The sequence below is a fragment of the Paenibacillus sp. GM2FR genome, from assembly GCF_002803325.1.
GTDB classification, from domain to species: Bacteria; Bacillota; Bacilli; order Paenibacillales; family Paenibacillaceae; genus Paenibacillus_AQ; species Paenibacillus_AQ lautus.
In genome coordinates this window covers 2,794,994-2,810,157 of sequence record NZ_MKZM01000008.1, presented here as the reverse complement: position 1 = coordinate 2,810,157, position 15,164 = coordinate 2,794,994, and the positions used below count along the sequence as shown (strand labels likewise).

The window sequence follows — 15,164 nt, the reverse complement described above, 5'->3', positions numbered from 1 at the left end:
TCCTGTTAACAGATCATAGATTATTCAACATCGATCAGAGAATATTCCATTCCTCCGCAAGGGGAACGCTTTGTACAATGATTCATAAAAGGTGCCAGCTAGAGAGGTGAGGGGCTTTGAGCGAAGTATTGATACAGATGGAAGGAATCATGAAGGAATTTCCGGGCGTGCTTGCATTAAATAACTGCCGATTTGAACTGCTGCGTGGTGAGGTTCATGCGCTTATGGGTGAGAACGGTGCTGGCAAATCAACCATGATGAAAATCTTGACCGGCGTATACCAGAAGGATGCAGGAACGATCACGTACAAGGGGCAGCCCGTGGAGTTAACGAATCCGAAAGCGGCACAAGACGCGGGGATCAGCATGATCCATCAGGAATTGAACTTGGCGCCCGATCTGACAGTTGCTCAGAATATATTCATCGGGCGGGAGCCGCGGCGAAAGCTCCGATTGTTTCTGGATGATCAGGCGCTAAACCGACAAGTGAAGGAACTGTTCGAGCGGATGGGCCTGGACATGGATCCATCCATCAAGGTTTCGGAACTAACGGTGGCCAAGCAGCAGATAGTGGAGATTGCCAAGGCGTTGTCTTATAGCGCCGACGTGCTGGTCATGGATGAGCCTACGGCGGCTTTAAGCGAAACCGAGATTGAGGATTTGTTCCGCATCATTCGCCAGCTTCGCGAAGGCGGAGTTGGAATCGTTTACATTTCCCACCGGATGGATGAGATCAAGCGAATTACGGATCGCATTACGGTAATGCGTGACGGACAGTATATCGATACGGTATCCACAGCTGAAGTTACCACCCAGGACATTATTTCCAAGATGGTTGGCCGGCAAATCTACGAGACCTCGAAGCCGGAGAGGAGCGCAGGTGAACGTGAGACGGTATTGGAGGTTAAAGGACTGAATCAAGGTCGAACTTTGAAGGACATTAACTTCACTCTGAAAAAGGGAGAAATCCTTGGCATTGCAGGGCTGGTTGGCGCGGGGCGGACCGAGCTTGCCCGGGCGATCTTCGGTGCCGACCGCATTCAATCCGGCGAGATCCACGTTCATGGCCGCAAAATAACGATCAAGGGCCCCCACGATGCGGTGCGCCAAGGGATCGGTTATTTATCCGAGGATCGTAAGCGCTATGGATGCGTCGTTGATCTGGATGTGAAGAGCAATGTGGCTATTGCGTCATACGGTAACTTCGTGCGTCCCGGGGGCTGGATGAGTACGGCCAGGATTCGCAAGCAGGCGGAGGATATGGTCGAACGACTGAAGGTCAAAACACCGCATGTGGACCAGGAAGTAAAGTACCTCTCCGGCGGCAATCAGCAGAAAGTCGTCATCGGCAAATGGCTGACCCGCGATTGCGACATTCTGATCTTCGACGAACCGACGCGCGGGATCGATGTAGGGGCCAAGAGCGAAATCTACCGTTTGCTGAACGATCTAACGGCACAGGGCAAATCCATCATCATGATCTCCTCAGAGCTGCCGGAAATTCTTCGGATGAGTCATCGGGTTCTCGTGATGTGTGAAGGTCGGATTACGGGCGAGCTGGATCAAGAAGAGGCGACCCAAGAAAGCATTATGCATCTGGCTACAGCAAGAATGTAAGCCGTTATCCATACACGTTAGGAGGAATAAGCAGATGAACATTCAAATCAAATCGGGCGCGCTTCAGCAAGTGCTGGCCCTAGCCAGCCTGGTCGTTCTCATTCTATTCTTTACGTTCTCATCCAGCAATTTCTTTCAGTTCTCCAATATCGTGGGCATTCTTCTTTCGACCGCGGTGATTGGCGTGCTGGCCTTGGGATCCACCTTTGTCATCATTACCGGCGGCATTGATCTGTCCGTCGGGACGGTCATGACGCTGAGCGGCGTTATGACCGGCGTATGCATCACCTTCTGGGGATTACCGGTACCTGTCGGCATCCTTGGCGGCATCTTAACGGGCGCGCTGTGCGGGCTTCTGTCGGGAACGGCAGTGGCGAAGATGAAGATCCCGCCTTTTATCGCAACGCTGGCGATGATGATGATTGCCAAAGGGCTGGCACTGATTATCTCCGGAGCCAAGCCGGTCTATTTCAACGACGCGGAAAGCTTTGCCGAGGTGTCCCAAGGCAGTGTGCTGGGCTGGTTGATACCGGGCCTTGATATTCCGAATGCGGTCGTTATTTTCTTCATTGCGGCGGTTGTGGGTTACCTCATCTTATCGAAGACCATTATCGGCCGGTATAACTTTGCACTGGGCAGCAACGAGGAGGCGACCCGATTGTCCGGCGTCAATGTGGGCTTCTGGAAAATCGTCATTTACACCCTAACCGGCGCCTTTACGGGCTTGGCCGGTGTCATGATGGCATCGAGGCTGAATTCGGCCAATCCGGCCCTGGGCGCCGGGTATGAGCTGGAAGCCATCGCGGCGGTCGTGATCGGGGGAACTTCGCTCAGCGGTGGGAAAGGGACCATCATCGGTACGGTGATCGGCGCTTTGATCATGAGTGTGCTGACGAATGGATTACGCATTCTGTCCGTGCCGCAGGAGTGGCAAACCGTTGTCGTAGGGTTCGTTATCATACTCGCGGTGTATGCGGATATTTTGCGCAGACGCAAAGCGTAATGTTAGAGCTGCGTTCCGCGCTAAGTTAGCCGAATGTTAACGGGTTAGAAGCTTCCTTGGATGGAAGTTCTATAGATGTACTATTTTGATAAACAAGGGGAGATGAAGATTATGAAAAAGCTATCCGTATTGGCTCTGATTCTCATGCTGACTGCAAGTATGCTGGCGGCTTGCGGTTCATCGGGCAATAACGCTGCCGGAGGAACCGACAATCCAAGCGAGGGCGGATCGGGTTCAGGTTCCAGTTCTGCAGCCGAAGGAGAAATCTACATCCCGATCATTTCCAAAGGCTTTCAGCACCAATTCTGGCAGGCGGTAAAAGCCGGTGCCGAGCAAGCTGGGGAAGAGCTTGGCGTACGGATTACCTTTGAAGGACCGGAGACGGAATCCCAGGTGGATAAGCAGATCGAAATGCTGCAGGCAGCACTCGACAAGAAACCAAGCGCGATCGGCTTTGCCGCATTGGATAGCCAGGCCTCCATACCTTATCTGAAAAAAGCCCAGGAAAACAACATCCCGGTCATCGCCTTCGATTCGGGCGTGGAAAGCGACATTCCGGTCACGACGGCATCGACGGACAATATGGCTGCATCCGCGCTTGCGGCAGATAAAATGGCGGAGCTCATCGGGAATGAAGGTAAAATCGCGATGGTGGTCCATGACCAGACCAGCGTAACCGGGGTTAGCCGCCGCGACGGTTTTAAGAAGCAGATCGAAGAGAAGTATCCGAATATCGAGATCGTAGACATTCAATATGGAGGCGGCGATCATCTGAAATCGACGGACCTGGCCAAAGCCATGATGCAGGCACATCCGGATTTGAAGGGGATATTCGGGGCGAATGAGGGCTCCGCCGTCGGCGTCATTAATGCGGTAACGGAGATGAAGAAGGAAGGCCAGATAATCGTGGTCGGGTTCGATTCCGGAAAAGCGCAGATTGACGCGATCAAGAACGGAACCATGGCGGGAGCCATCACGCAAAATCCGGTCGGCATCGGATATGAGACGGTAAAAGCCGCCGTGGCGGCCGTCAAAGGGGAGAAGGTCGAGCCGCAGATCGATACGGGATTCTACTGGTACGACAAAAACAATATCGACAGCGACGAGATCAAAGCCGTGATCTATGAGTAAAATGAAATGAAGGGGAGCCCTATAGAGGGCTCCCCTTAACGTGACATCCGCTTACGCAGATGCCACCTCCATATTCTGAATCAATTCGTTCAGCCTCCTTTCCGAGCATTTGGTCCAGCCGGACATCTATATTAAACCATGGCTGGCGGCGAGAATGAAGTGAATAAACAGGCTTAATTGTTTTTTACCAGGAAGCCTTGTCATGAATGATACCGGATTTATGTTAACGGATCTGCCCCTCGTCCCACATCCGCTTCCAAATCTCTTCAACCGTTTCTTCAGGAGATAAATCGGAGGTGTCCAGCCACAGGCCAATTCTCGGCGTCTCGTCGGTCAACCGCCGATTCAACTCATGGATGGTCCATACCCCGTAACCTTTTTTGTCACGAATCAACTCGCGTGCGCTGATGGCATTCTCGGATGGGTTCAGCACAACAACGAAGACGGGAAGGCCGTTTAGCATTTCGGTTATTTGTTGCAGCGCCGGGCCGAGAATGACGTCCTGCAGAACGACATGAAAACCGGCTTCGGCATAGGTTCTGGCAGTGGAGGCGGATAACCTGTAGCGCAAAAGCTGTCTTACCGCTTCGTCAGAAGCATCCGGAAGCATTTCTTCCCTTCCCCTGACAATCATTCTCCGAAACGAGTCTCCCCGCAAATGGACTCCGCGTTCAAACTTATCGGCCAGCAGCTGGGCTACCGTCGACTTACCGGAAGCCATGACGCCGGTGACAACGATAACCGCTGGTTTACGTGAATGTGACATCGTGTTTCCTCCAGTTTGATTGGATTACAAATGAAGGGAGCCCTATGAGGGGCTCCCTTAAACGTGACACCCGCTTATGCGGATGCCACCTCCATATTCTGAATCAATTCGTTCAGCCTCCTTTCCGATCATTTTGTCCGGCCTGACAACTATATTAAACCACAGCCGTAGACTGGGCAAAAGTGAACAAACAGGCTTAATTGTTTTTTACCAGCATCTAGACGGAAATTCGTAAATAAACGAAAACCTGAAAACCCTTGTCCCTCCATATTACTTACTTCCACGTAAGTATCTCACTTATAAGTACGTACTTCCGTAAAGTAAACTGTCTACTCTACAATAATCGTGTAGTTATTAACCAATACACTCATAAGGAGAGATTGACAATATGGAACTTCAATTGGCATTGGATTTGGTGAATATTCCGGAAGCAAAACAAGTGGTGGCTGAAGTCGCCGAGTTTATCGATATCGTGGAGATCGGCACGCCGGTTGTCATTAACGAAGGGCTTCATGCCGTAAAAGCGATTAAAGAGGCTTTCCCGCATCTGCGCGTGCTGGCCGATCTAAAAATTATGGATGCGGGCGGTTATGAGGTCATGAAGGCATCCGAAGCGGGCGCGGATATCATTACGGTGCTGGGCGTATCCGACGATTCCACGATCAAAGGCGCGGTGGCGGAAGCCCTCAAGCAAGGCAAGCAGGTCATGGTGGATATGATCAACGTAAAGGACATTGAAGGAAGAGCACGGGAGATTGATGCGTTCGGCGTCGATTACATTTGCGTGCATTCCGGATACGATCACCAGGCGGAGGGTAAAAACTCATTCGAGGAATTGGCTGCGATCAAACGTGTCGTTAAACATGCGAAGACCGCCGTTGCGGGAGGAATCAAAATCGAGACGCTCCCTGAGGTGATCCAGGCGAATCCCGATCTCGTCATCGTCGGCGGCGGAATTACAAGCCAGACGGACAAGAAGGTTGCAGCGGCTCAAATGAACCAACTTGTGAAGCAGGCTTAAATCAGAATGAGTCAAAAGATATTTCAACAAGCAGCCGTCGTTGCCAAGGAAATCGCGGAATCCATACAGCAGGTTGATGCTGTCCAGATCGAGGAATTAATTGAACGGATCGAGCAATCCGATGCTATTTTCTTGGCAGGGGGCGGCAGATCTGGTCTGATGATCCGAGCATTTGCGATGCGGTTAATGCAGATGGGATATAAGGTGCACATCGTCGGTGATACGGTAACTCCGGCCATCGGCGCGCGGGATTTACTATTTATCGGTTCAGGCTCCGGCGAAACGCAGAGCTTGGTGGCGATGGCTCAGAAAGCCAAGGATATCGGGTCGGCCGTAGCGGTCGTAACGGTGAAACCCGAATCACGTATCGGTCAGCTGTCGGATGCCATGGTTCAGCTTCCGGGCACAACGAAGGAGCAGAATCAGGATACTCTCGTCACCGTTCAACCGATGGCTTCATTATTTGAGCAAAGCATGCTGATCGTGCTCGATGCGGTTATCTTGAGATTAATGGAGAAGAGTGAGCTCCACTCGGACCAAATGTTTGGCCTGCACGCCAATTTGGAATAAGGTGCTATCATGTGATGTTTTCCACTTTTGTTGATATGCCCGCACCCGTTGTATACTATAGGCAAGAAGGGGTGATGCATTTATGGCAAACGAGGTCAAGCAGCGAATTAATCTGAAGGAAATAAACTGCCATAAGGAGTTAACCCTGGCGGTCATCGGCGGCAAGTGGAAACTGATCATCCTATGGCATCTTGGCTTGGAGGGCGTTAAACGCTTCGGTGAACTGAACCGAATGATTCCCCACATCACGCAAAAAATGCTGACCAATCAGCTGCGTGAACTAGAGGAAGATCAGCTCGTTCATCGCATGGTTTATCCCGAGGTTCCGCCTCGAGTCGAATATTCGCTCACGCCTTATGGGGAGAGCTTGATGCCAATTTTGAAGTTGATGTACGATTGGGGAAAAGATTACGGCGAACAGGTCATCTGGAAAGACGGCGAGTTGCCTGAGAATAAAGACGATGAACAGGCAGCGGAACAAGCAGTCGCCCAAAAGCTGTAATTTCTCGAATATGCATGGATAAGCCTCCTTAAATTTTAAGGGGGCTTTTTAAATGAGGGATGCTGAATTCTGAAGAATTAAAAAACGGCGAACAAATAGGTTCGCCGCAGTTGGTTTGCGCTTCCTTGATCAATGTAATTATTGCTGGCTTTCGAGGTATTCAGCGAGTTGATCAAAAGTACCGCCAAATCCTTGTTTCACCATTGGAGCCATTTCATCAAACGCTGCCAGTTCTTCCGCAGTTGCGTTTATAGGGCCTCCCTGCATGGTAAGCGTCGTTTTTCCTTCGATTTCTTCAAATGTGATGATATTCATAATTTCAAGCGGCCAGTTTGCGTTAAAAGGTGCACGTATCGTGTTACCTTCCTCATCTGAGAATGATTGAACGAATACCAGTTTCTCAGGAACGATAACTTCCTGATATACAAATTTACCCCACATGGCTTGGTTGCCGTCCGGAGACTTCTGACAACCTAGGAACATGCCTCCAGGACGTACATCCATTTTAATAACTTCTAAGGAAAAACCTTGAGGCCCCCACCATCTGCCGAAGTGTTCAGGGTCGGTCCAAACTTTAAAAACCAGTTCTCGAGGGGCATTGAAAACACGTGACAGAAGTAAGCCTTGTTTGCTTTGCTCAGTCATTTGAATTCCTCCTAAGAAGGTAGCGACTGCTACCTTTTCTTTTGTAATTTTTCCAAATAATCCTCAAGTTGATCTAAGCGCTTCTCCCAAATACCGCGGAACGATTCCAACCATTCGTCCATCCCTTGAAGCGGTTCAGGACGTAGTTTATAAATGCGTCGATTAGCCTCTGCTTGGATTTCTACCAGTCCTGCTTCATACAATATTTTTAAATGTTTGGAAGTCTGAGGTTGCCGGATATGAAGACGATCAGCAATCTGACCGACGGTTGAAGGACCTTCTCATAATAGTTCGACAATCTGTAATCGGTTAGGTTCGGCTAGTGCGTTCAACGTTGTCTGTTTCATAGGACCTTACCCCCGATCTAGTTATTACAACGAACTTGATGCTTGAACTAACAGTTCAGATAGCAGTTCATAGTCTGGAGTATCATCTTTTCGAATTTTAAGCCATTTTCGTTCGGGTGGACCATCGAAATTTTTGGGGACTTCTAGATTTGTTGTGTTCATGATCATAAAAGCGATTGCATCTTTTGATGGTGAAATCACAGCTGCATAATGTCCGTTTTTTAGAAAATGCGGTTTTTTGTACTGAATCCGTTCTTCTACCTCCGGAATGGCTTCATGGACCATGAGTCGAAGCTTTTTGCCGACTTCTATTTGCCATGGCAGACTAAGGTTTTCAATGAACGAAATTACTTCTTGGCTCATATCTTATCCTCCTTATTTGTGAAGATTAACCAATGATTGATTATAATATACCATCAAGGGAATATTCCTGTAAAGGAATATTTTGAATTGAATATTGCCTCCTTAGAGGATTGTAACTGAACTAAATTTGACTATAAAGTGAGAACAATCGAGAGTAGTTTACCGTATGTTGAGTACCACATGATAGTTTTACCGTAATACTATGTAAGCATAGAAAATGCGAGAATGACACGCACGGCTGCATGAATGCGGCATACGATCGTGGCGTAAATCTTCTCGCCTTAAGTTTTTCATTATCAATTTTTAATATTAATATTGATCTTCTTCTCTCCTCATGTGGTAGTGATGGCGATTTTCTCCTTTTCGTCTTGAGATGATTCATATTATATATACAAACGATTAGTGACACTTGACCAAAAGAAATTGGGCTAACAAGATAAAAGTTGAAAATAGTGAGGAATTAAACCTCCGGCACACAAATGCCGGAGGTTTGTTTTGTTTGAAGGAAAGTTATTTTGCACGGAAGGATTGACAATTTAACGGAGGAGATATAATATCATACCGTATAAATCGTAATAATTACGATTAACGAATGGAGGAAGTTCAATAGATGAATAACAACAATAGGATTCCGGTTACAGTACTCAGCGGTTACCTCGGGTCAGGCAAAACGACGGTGCTGAATCATGTGCTACATAATCGCGATGGATTGAAGGTAGCGGTCATTGTGAACGACATGAGCGAAGTGAATATTGACGCGGATTTGGTTCGAGGGGAAGGGAGTCTGTCCCGAACGGATGAGAAGCTGGTCGAAATGTCCAACGGCTGCATCTGCTGCACGCTCCGGGAAGACCTGGTGCAGGAAGTTCAGAAGCTGGTACAGGAAAACCGTTTTGATTATATCCTCATTGAATCAACGGGTATCAGCGAGCCCGTGCCCGTTGCGCAGACCTTTGTCTATCCGGATGAGGTGTCCGGCGTCCAGTTGTCCGACCTTGCCCGGCTGGATTGCATGGTGACGGTTGTGGACGCGAACCGGTTCTGGAAAGACTTCTCTTCGGGCCAAAGCCTGCTCGATCGAAAGGAGGCGCTGGGCGATGAGGATACGCGGGAAGTCGTGGATCTGCTGATTGACCAGATTGAAATGTGTGATGTACTGCTACTAAACAAATGCGATCTGGTAAGCGAAGATGAATTGGCCAAGGTGGAAGGCATCCTTCGTAAGCTTCAGCCAAGCGCCAAAATCATACGCACCGAGAAAGGACAAGTCGCTCCTACGGAAATTCTAAATACCGGTTTATTCGATTTTGAAAAAGCCAGTCAGTCCCCCGGCTGGATTCAGGAGCTTCAGAAGGAAGAGCATGTGCCGGAAACGGATGAATACGGCATCAGCTCTTTTGTATATCGGAGAAGAAGACCGTTTCATCCGGAGCGCCTGGCAGAATTCTTGAGTGATTGGCCGGAAGAGGTCGTACGTGCAAAAGGGATCGCTTGGCTGGCTGTACGTGAGGATGTTGCGGCAAGTTTAAGTCAGGCCGGTCCTTCGATTCAATTCGGGCCTGCAGGATATTGGGTGGCTGCTTTAACCGAGCAGGAGCAGCAGGAGCTGATTCAGAGTGAGCCGGATGTGCAGAGAAAATGGGATGGCGCCTGGGGAGATCGGATGACGGAGCTCGTGATGATCGGGATTGGGATGGAACAGACCCAAATCGAACAGAAGCTGGACGAATGTTTGTTGAACGATCAGGAAATGCAGCTGGATTGGTCGACTTTTCATAATCCGCTGCCATGGATGGCCATCGAAGAGCTATCGCTGTAAGGCTATATTTTTTTGAATGAAATTAATCGTAATAATTACGAACAGTTGAGGGGCCACTCGTAGTGGCTTTGCTGTTCTTGATATACAGAGCGTATTGATGAATGTCGGATTAACATCTCCCACATGATCAGGTTTTCTAGAATATGATCCCCTTTTCGTAGACAGTGCTGAAGAAGAGCGCTACAGTTTACTTAAAGGGGATATTTGTCATGGAAAGTTCAACAAGTTATTCCCTGTTTATACGCATATTCTAATCCTTCATTCCGCTGTCCCAAGTATTCTGAATCGTATTTCATGTATAATAGGAAGTAGATTCCTAATTCAGTTATCTTAAAAGTTCAGTTTTCATTGAGAATGTAATGCTGACGCATGAACAACATAAAGCAGGAGGACAAGGTTATGGCAAAAGCAAAAGTTCCAAAGAGACCCACTAGAGATGAGTTTGTACTAGAAGAGCTCGGAAATCAGCTTACGGAAGCATACCAGGAGGAATCGGTCATCGTACTGACGGTCTGGGGATGGGAAGAAGCGGTCCGCGGACAAATCGATCAAATGGATTCCCGCACAGGGAAGGTGCATATGAAACAGCATGGCGTCATTACAAAGGTTCCTTTTATGGACATTATGGAAGTGAATTATCCTCGGGACTAATCCGAAGCATATCGAAAAAGGAGATCCTCTGTGGACCTCCTTTTTTTTATATCTATTATCTATCCAACCAACCATCCAGCTTTCATTGCACCACGCCGCTTAGCAAGTCTTCCCACTCCTGGACGATGCGCGTTTTATTCAAACGATGGCCGATCAGCGTTAGATAGCCGCGCTGCAGCTGCAGCGTGCTTGGTTGGCACTCAAGCTGTGAACCCGCCCACTGAACTAGAGAGGGACCCGTCGAGAGATGAATGTAACCTTTGGCCCGAATCAGACTGGAGCCGAGAGCGGCGAGAAAAGTTTCAATTACGCTCATCTGAAGCGGGAAGGGAGATGGAGCAGATAATGTCAAGGTGTCCAGGCCCGTAAAGGAAGGGCTGCTGTGCCCGGACTCCTCTCCGTGCTGATGGCTATGGTGGTCAAGGTTAATGACTGTTCCCTCAGGGGCGTCGTGCCCATGCTTGCCGTGATCGTCAATCAACGGTTTGTCCTGCTTACGATCCGCAAGATTCCCTTGCCTCCGGTTCGAAGGTGGAGACGAATGGATCCCATCCTCCCGGGGCTGAAGCTGAAGCGACGTAAACACTTCATTCTCATCCAACCGGCTGTAGTCGGTTACGGCCAGACTTGCCGTCGTGTTTATTTTTCGGATGGAGGTGATGACTTTGTTGATCTGTTTATCGTCGCAGTCCCCCGCCTTGTTCAGGATGATCATATCCGCGAAGCTAATCTGCCCCCTCAGAGTGCGGACCAGTTCACGGCTGGATGCGAAGAAGCTGTTGTATTCCAGAAATTTGCTGCAGTCGGCCAAGGCGATTTTGCGCTGGATTGAGATTTGATTAGACAGGGATGGATCCTGCAGATCCTCCAGGATCTGTTCAGGATTCGCCACGCCGGTCGTCTCGATAAATATGAGATCAGGCTTCTGATTGAACAGGGTCTGTAATGCTTGACCCAGCTCGTCTCGCCTGGTGCAGCAGATACATCCGTCGAGCAGCTTCTCAATCGGAAGATCGGGCATTTCGCCGGAGACCGTATCGCCATCCACATCTTGTTCGCCCATCTCATTCATTAATACGGCGGTTCTCCACTGCCGCTTGGCGGCATACGCCAGCAGTCTGAGCAGCAGCGTGGTTTTGCCGCTTCCCAAAAACCCACTGATCAGTACAACAGGTATCTTGTTCATTTATTTGTTACCTCCCGGTATCGTTATGTTCGAATATAGTTCATCAAACTCCGCGACGGAGTCCGGATTCGTGAAAATGTAAGGGGATGCCGGCTGCTCAATCGGCTGAATCTGCTCCGCTTGAATTTGCAGAGTCTCTTTACCATTCAAGGTGGTAACCTGGATCGTGCCATCGATCTGAACCCACGTGTCATTAGCGAACGAGGCAGCATTTGTGCCGCGCACAAGAACCCCGAACGGGACAGCATCGGCCGTGCAGCACATCACGAGGAATCGGCTGACGGCAAAGATATCCTCATTCATATGTCCGTCGCGGAAGACGAAGCCTTGGACCGTGATGGCTTTACCTTGAAAATGCTCTTTATACATATCCATGGCCCCGACGGTTTCCGAGAAAATGTTCGGTTCCACCCGGATGACGGGCAGCGTATATAAGCGCTTGGCAAGCTCTGCAAACTCCACGCTATAGATGTCCTTGGCAACGAATCGTTCGTTTAATGTGAGGTCTTCTGGTACTCCCTGATCAACTTCGGGTAATCGTTTATCCGTGCCAGAAAAGACGGAAGCGTTGCGGTCATCGGTTTTACGGCGCACATCGGGATTCGGATAGGTGTAGATCATGCCTTTTTTGGCAGCCATATCGCTGCCGAGGGCTTGGTCCGGCAGGAGCAGGCCAAACAGCAGCGGCACCATGAATAGCCCGTATACCGTTACGTTTTTGACAAGGCCGGCAGGAAGGGGGTGCTCGCAATCACACACCTCTCCTGAATCACCTGCAAGGGAATGCCATATCATGCCGAATGCAATGAACAACAGCGGAACCGGGCATAGAAGCAGCAGGGTCTGCATATGAGGCGCTAAGTAATATTCAAGCGAATCTGAAGCGTTCAGATGCATGATATAAGCGGCGAGAGACGCAACAAGCAGCGACCGGAGCGTATAGTGAATCCGTATCCTCAAACTGGACTTCATGGTCCCAATCACCTCCAATCTCAACGGGTACCTGGTGAGTCTGAACGGTCCCGGTAATCTCCTCTTCGTTTTTCGCAAATCTTCCTTCTCTCGCCAGCTAACCACCTAATAGAGCGTCAACGGCTACAGAGCCGATAAATACGAGCGTCATCACCAGCAGGCTTAAACCGATCACAAATTTGGTTTTGAAGGTAGCCGACAGCATGAGCAGGCTTTTGAAATCCAGCATCGGGCCGAGCACCAGGAAGGAAACAAGCGGGCCTACGGTAAAGGTATGCGTGAACGCCGATGCCACAAAGGCATCCGAAGTCGAGCAGAGGGATAGGATGAAAGCAAACCCCATCATGAACAAGTAAGAGGCGGCGGGACCGCTCCCCAATGCCAGCAGCTCCTCCCTTGGAATGAAGGATTGGATGCAGGCCGTCAGGAATGCGCCAAGAACCAGGTATTTGCCCATCTCAATCAATTCGTCTCCGGCGTGGACAAACATGCTTCTCCATGTTTTGGGATGCTCATGCAGCTTGCGTCCGCCATTGGCGGAATCACGTTCGGAAAACTCTTGAAAAGAACGCTTGAGCGGGTTGCTCCTTGAAAAAACATAGACGAGCAAACCTACCGTCACCGCGACTGCAAAAGCCAGTCCCATCCGGCCGATCGTCACTTCGGGATGCGAACGGAAGGCCATGATCGTTGCAGCGAACACAATGGGGTTCAGGATGGGACCGCTGAGGATAAAGGTTACGGCGATGTAGGCAGGCATCCCCTTGAGCATCAACCTTCGGACGACCGGGATCATACCGCATTCACATATGGGAAACATGATCCCCAGCATGGAAGCGAACAGGACGCCGACGACCGGATTTTTGGGCGTGATACGACGCACCCACTGTTCTTTGACGAACATTTGCAGGAGGGACGAAATTAGCACCCCAAGCAGCACAAACGGAAGTGCCTCAAGGAAAATACCCGTAAAAATGGTTTTTACCTGCTGTATGTCATGGCTTGAGAGTAGACTTAAATCCTTCTGCAGCCATATCGTCAAGACCGGAATCACGAAGACAAGCGGAATAATGAAGGGCAGCATTCTGAAGATTACCGGATATTTCATTTGGGCCTCCTGGAGCGATTTGATCTTAGGACATTCTATGCTTGTACCATCAGCAACATACGTGATTCCCCTAAATTAATCAAAAAGATTACGATTTAAAATGGTCAGTTTCGTCATCGGTAGCGCGATGTCCAAAGTCGTGGTATATTAAAAAAAGTTATCTATGTGTTACTGGCGTAGCTTGGGGTACCAAGAGGGAGCACATAGGATCATATGCCGTACGCCTGGGCAAGAGGTAAGGAGACGATGAAGTCGCCTTGCCTCTTTATGTTTTTTAAATACAATGGCGAAGGAGCGGATTAGCATGAGTAAGGAACCCGTAATTTTGGATGGAAAAAAGGTATCCGACGATATCAAGGCCAAGCTGGCCGTAAAGGTACAGGAATTGAAGCAGCAAGGGGTAACGCCTTGTCTGGCAACGATTCTGGTTGGCGATGATCCTGCCTCGGCGACCTATGTGCGGATGAAGGGAAATGCTTGCGAGCGGCTTGGCATCATATCCAAGAAAGTGGTACTGGAGACGTCAACAACGACAGCAGAGCTGATTGCCGCGATCCAAGAGCTGAACGAGGATCCGAATGTCCACGGCATTCTGCTGCAGCATCCGGTTCCGCATCATATCGATGAACGGGCGGCTTTTGATTCTATTGATATTGAAAAAGACGTGGATGGAGTGACCACGCTTGGTTTCTCGCAAAATGCGTTTGGTTTTGCCGATTACCCGTCTTGTACGCCTGCCGCGATTATTGCGATTATGGATTATTATGATCTGCCGATCGAAGGGAAGCATGCCGTGGTGGTCGGACGCAGTCCGATTCTGGGTAAGCCGGTATCGATGATGCTGCTTAATCGCAATGCTACCGTTACGATCTGCCACTCGAGAACGAAGAACCTTGGGGAGATTGTGTTCCAGGGGGATATCGTGGTTGCGGCCGTAGGCAAGCCTAATTTCATTCAAGGGGACTGGATCAAGCCGGGAGCCGTCGTATTGGATGCCGGCTATAATCCAGGCAATATCGGCGACTGCGATTACGAAGCCTGCGCGAAGTTGGCATCCGCAATTACACCAGTACCTGCCGGTGTTGGCCCCGTTACGATTGCTACATTGCTGAAGCATACCGTCGAATCGGCTGAGCGAACCGTGCAAGCCTAACAGTAACCATGTAATAACGGGATAAGGCACGGTTCATTTACGCGTCCCGAAAGGGGATTTGCATGGAGAATCCCCCTTTGAATCGCTTCGTTCCCCGCTAGAGTCTGGAACGCAGAAAAGTATTGCCCATCAAAGGCTCGGGGTGAAGTCTGCATTTCACGGATGCCCAGACGTCATGTTATAGTTAGGAAAAAGTGAAATCGAAGGGGAGAGATTCATGCACAAACGAATCATTGCCTGTTGTGTGGCGGAGCAAGGAGCTGCGGAGGTTTATCCGTTCGGTGCAGCGCCGCAAACGGCTCCCGGGAGAA

General features: G+C 49.6%; 15 protein-coding genes, 1 pseudogene and 1 riboswitch. Of the genes and pseudogenes, 9 read left to right on the top strand and 7 right to left on the bottom strand.

All coding sequences use genetic code 11. The features are described from left to right. Window positions 1-116: 116 nt before the first annotated feature. From PAEVO_RS12475 to PAEVO_RS12465, 3 genes are all read left to right on the top strand, one after another. On the top strand, window positions 117-1,616 hold the full coding sequence (locus tag PAEVO_RS12475; protein ID WP_100537836.1) for a sugar ABC transporter ATP-binding protein: 1,500 nt from the start codon (window positions 117-119) through the stop codon (window positions 1,614-1,616). A gap of 34 nt (window positions 1,617-1,650) precedes the next feature. Beyond that, entirely contained in the window at window positions 1,651-2,619 is a 969-nt protein-coding gene (locus PAEVO_RS12470; protein ID WP_071220346.1) for an ABC transporter permease, read from the top strand. Between the two features lie 102 nt (window positions 2,620-2,721). Further along, a complete protein-coding gene (locus PAEVO_RS12465; protein ID WP_207797504.1) occupies window positions 2,722-3,750 on the top strand; it encodes an ABC transporter substrate-binding protein in 1,029 nt (342 codons plus the stop codon). Window positions 3,751-3,973: 223 nt separating this feature from the next. Here PAEVO_RS12465 and PAEVO_RS12460 read toward each other — a convergent pair whose 3' ends face one another. Then, window positions 3,974-4,516, bottom strand: coding sequence for a P-loop nucleotide/nucleoside kinase family protein (locus tag PAEVO_RS12460; protein WP_100537835.1), 543 nt, complete (start codon window positions 4,514-4,516; stop codon window positions 3,974-3,976). Between the two features lie 388 nt (window positions 4,517-4,904). Between PAEVO_RS12460 and hxlA the strand changes: the two genes are divergently transcribed. The 3 genes from hxlA to PAEVO_RS12445 all read left to right on the top strand — a co-directional run bounded on the left by hxlA (window position 4,905) and on the right by PAEVO_RS12445 (window position 6,609). Next, window positions 4,905-5,537 (top strand): 3-hexulose-6-phosphate synthase, encoded by a 633-nt coding sequence (gene hxlA, locus PAEVO_RS12455; RefSeq protein WP_100537834.1) that lies wholly within the window; start codon window positions 4,905-4,907, stop codon window positions 5,535-5,537. A gap of 6 nt (window positions 5,538-5,543) precedes the next feature. Then, window positions 5,544-6,107 (top strand): 6-phospho-3-hexuloisomerase, encoded by a 564-nt coding sequence (hxlB, locus tag PAEVO_RS12450; protein ID WP_100537833.1) that lies wholly within the window; start codon window positions 5,544-5,546, stop codon window positions 6,105-6,107. Window positions 6,108-6,189: 82 nt separating this feature from the next. Next, on the top strand, window positions 6,190-6,609 hold the full coding sequence (locus PAEVO_RS12445) for a winged helix-turn-helix transcriptional regulator (RefSeq protein WP_100537832.1): 420 nt from the start codon (window positions 6,190-6,192) through the stop codon (window positions 6,607-6,609). 138 nt (window positions 6,610-6,747) lie between these two features. Here PAEVO_RS12445 and PAEVO_RS12440 read toward each other — a convergent pair whose 3' ends face one another. The 3 genes and pseudogenes from PAEVO_RS12440 to PAEVO_RS12430 form a co-directional block, all read right to left on the bottom strand. Beyond that, entirely contained in the window at window positions 6,748-7,254 is a 507-nt protein-coding gene (locus PAEVO_RS12440; protein WP_100537831.1) for an SRPBCC family protein, read from the bottom strand. A gap of 29 nt (window positions 7,255-7,283) precedes the next feature. Next, window positions 7,284-7,601: pseudogene (locus PAEVO_RS12435) on the bottom strand (ArsR/SmtB family transcription factor). 24 nt (window positions 7,602-7,625) lie between these two features. After that, window positions 7,626-7,964 carry a DUF1801 domain-containing protein gene (locus PAEVO_RS12430; RefSeq protein ID WP_100537830.1) on the bottom strand — a complete coding sequence of 113 codons (339 nt, stop codon included), beginning with the start codon at window positions 7,962-7,964 and terminating at the stop codon, window positions 7,626-7,628. 610 nt (window positions 7,965-8,574) lie between these two features. On the opposite strand from PAEVO_RS12430, the gene PAEVO_RS12425 reads away from it, so the two are divergent. Together PAEVO_RS12425 and PAEVO_RS12420 are read left to right on the top strand one after the other, a co-directional pair. Continuing rightward, window positions 8,575-9,783, top strand: coding sequence for a GTP-binding protein (locus PAEVO_RS12425; protein ID WP_100537829.1), 1,209 nt, complete (start codon window positions 8,575-8,577; stop codon window positions 9,781-9,783). Between the two features lie 399 nt (window positions 9,784-10,182). After that, on the top strand, window positions 10,183-10,434 hold the full coding sequence (locus PAEVO_RS12420) for a YolD-like family protein (protein WP_100537828.1): 252 nt from the start codon (window positions 10,183-10,185) through the stop codon (window positions 10,432-10,434). Window positions 10,435-10,516: 82 nt separating this feature from the next. On the opposite strand, the gene PAEVO_RS12415 is transcribed toward PAEVO_RS12420, so the two are convergent. The 3 genes from PAEVO_RS12415 to PAEVO_RS12405 form a co-directional block, all read right to left on the bottom strand. Then, window positions 10,517-11,620 carry a CobW family GTP-binding protein gene (locus PAEVO_RS12415; protein WP_100537827.1) on the bottom strand — a complete coding sequence of 368 codons (1,104 nt, stop codon included), beginning with the start codon at window positions 11,618-11,620 and terminating at the stop codon, window positions 10,517-10,519. Beyond that, window positions 11,621-12,592, bottom strand: coding sequence for a TIGR03943 family putative permease subunit (locus PAEVO_RS12410; RefSeq protein WP_100537826.1), 972 nt, complete (start codon window positions 12,590-12,592; stop codon window positions 11,621-11,623). It lies immediately after the preceding gene. 97 nt (window positions 12,593-12,689) lie between these two features. Beyond that, window positions 12,690-13,700, bottom strand: coding sequence for a permease (locus PAEVO_RS12405; protein WP_100537825.1), 1,011 nt, complete (start codon window positions 13,698-13,700; stop codon window positions 12,690-12,692). Window positions 13,701-13,857: 157 nt separating this feature from the next. Next, window positions 13,858-13,937: riboswitch (ZMP/ZTP riboswitch) on the top strand. A 67-nt stretch (window positions 13,938-14,004) separates the two neighbouring features. On the opposite strand from PAEVO_RS12405, the gene PAEVO_RS12400 reads away from it, so the two are divergent. Continuing rightward, a complete protein-coding gene (locus tag PAEVO_RS12400; RefSeq protein ID WP_100537824.1) occupies window positions 14,005-14,853 on the top strand; it encodes a bifunctional 5,10-methylenetetrahydrofolate dehydrogenase/5,10-methenyltetrahydrofolate cyclohydrolase in 849 nt (282 codons plus the stop codon). Window positions 14,854-15,164: the final 311 nt, after the last annotated feature.

What these genes read in the sequence shown, in the direction of transcription:
- PAEVO_RS12470 (WP_071220346.1), top strand. Translation starts at nt 1,651, where the DNA reads ATGAACATTCAAATCAAATCGGGCGCGCTTCAGCAAGTGCTGGCCCTA.
- PAEVO_RS12465 (WP_207797504.1), top strand. Translation starts at nt 2,722, where the DNA reads ATGAAGATTATGAAAAAGCTATCCGTATTGGCTCTGATTCTCATGCTG.
- PAEVO_RS12460 (WP_100537835.1), bottom strand. Translation starts at nt 4,516, where the DNA reads ATGTCACATTCACGTAAACCAGCGGTTATCGTTGTCACCGGCGTCATG.
- hxlA (WP_100537834.1), top strand. Translation starts at nt 4,905, where the DNA reads ATGGAACTTCAATTGGCATTGGATTTGGTGAATATTCCGGAAGCAAAA.
- hxlB (WP_100537833.1), top strand. Translation starts at nt 5,544, where the DNA reads ATGAGTCAAAAGATATTTCAACAAGCAGCCGTCGTTGCCAAGGAAATC.
- PAEVO_RS12445 (WP_100537832.1), top strand. Translation starts at nt 6,190, where the DNA reads ATGGCAAACGAGGTCAAGCAGCGAATTAATCTGAAGGAAATAAACTGC.
- PAEVO_RS12440 (WP_100537831.1), bottom strand. Translation starts at nt 7,254, where the DNA reads ATGACTGAGCAAAGCAAACAAGGCTTACTTCTGTCACGTGTTTTCAAT.
- PAEVO_RS12430 (WP_100537830.1), bottom strand. Translation starts at nt 7,964, where the DNA reads ATGAGCCAAGAAGTAATTTCGTTCATTGAAAACCTTAGTCTGCCATGG.
- PAEVO_RS12425 (WP_100537829.1), top strand. Translation starts at nt 8,575, where the DNA reads ATGAATAACAACAATAGGATTCCGGTTACAGTACTCAGCGGTTACCTC.
- PAEVO_RS12420 (WP_100537828.1), top strand. Translation starts at nt 10,183, where the DNA reads ATGGCAAAAGCAAAAGTTCCAAAGAGACCCACTAGAGATGAGTTTGTA.
- PAEVO_RS12415 (WP_100537827.1), bottom strand. Translation starts at nt 11,620, where the DNA reads ATGAACAAGATACCTGTTGTACTGATCAGTGGGTTTTTGGGAAGCGGC.
- PAEVO_RS12410 (WP_100537826.1), bottom strand. Translation starts at nt 12,592, where the DNA reads ATGAAGTCCAGTTTGAGGATACGGATTCACTATACGCTCCGGTCGCTG.
- PAEVO_RS12405 (WP_100537825.1), bottom strand. Translation starts at nt 13,700, where the DNA reads ATGAAATATCCGGTAATCTTCAGAATGCTGCCCTTCATTATTCCGCTT.
- PAEVO_RS12400 (WP_100537824.1), top strand. Translation starts at nt 14,005, where the DNA reads ATGAGTAAGGAACCCGTAATTTTGGATGGAAAAAAGGTATCCGACGAT.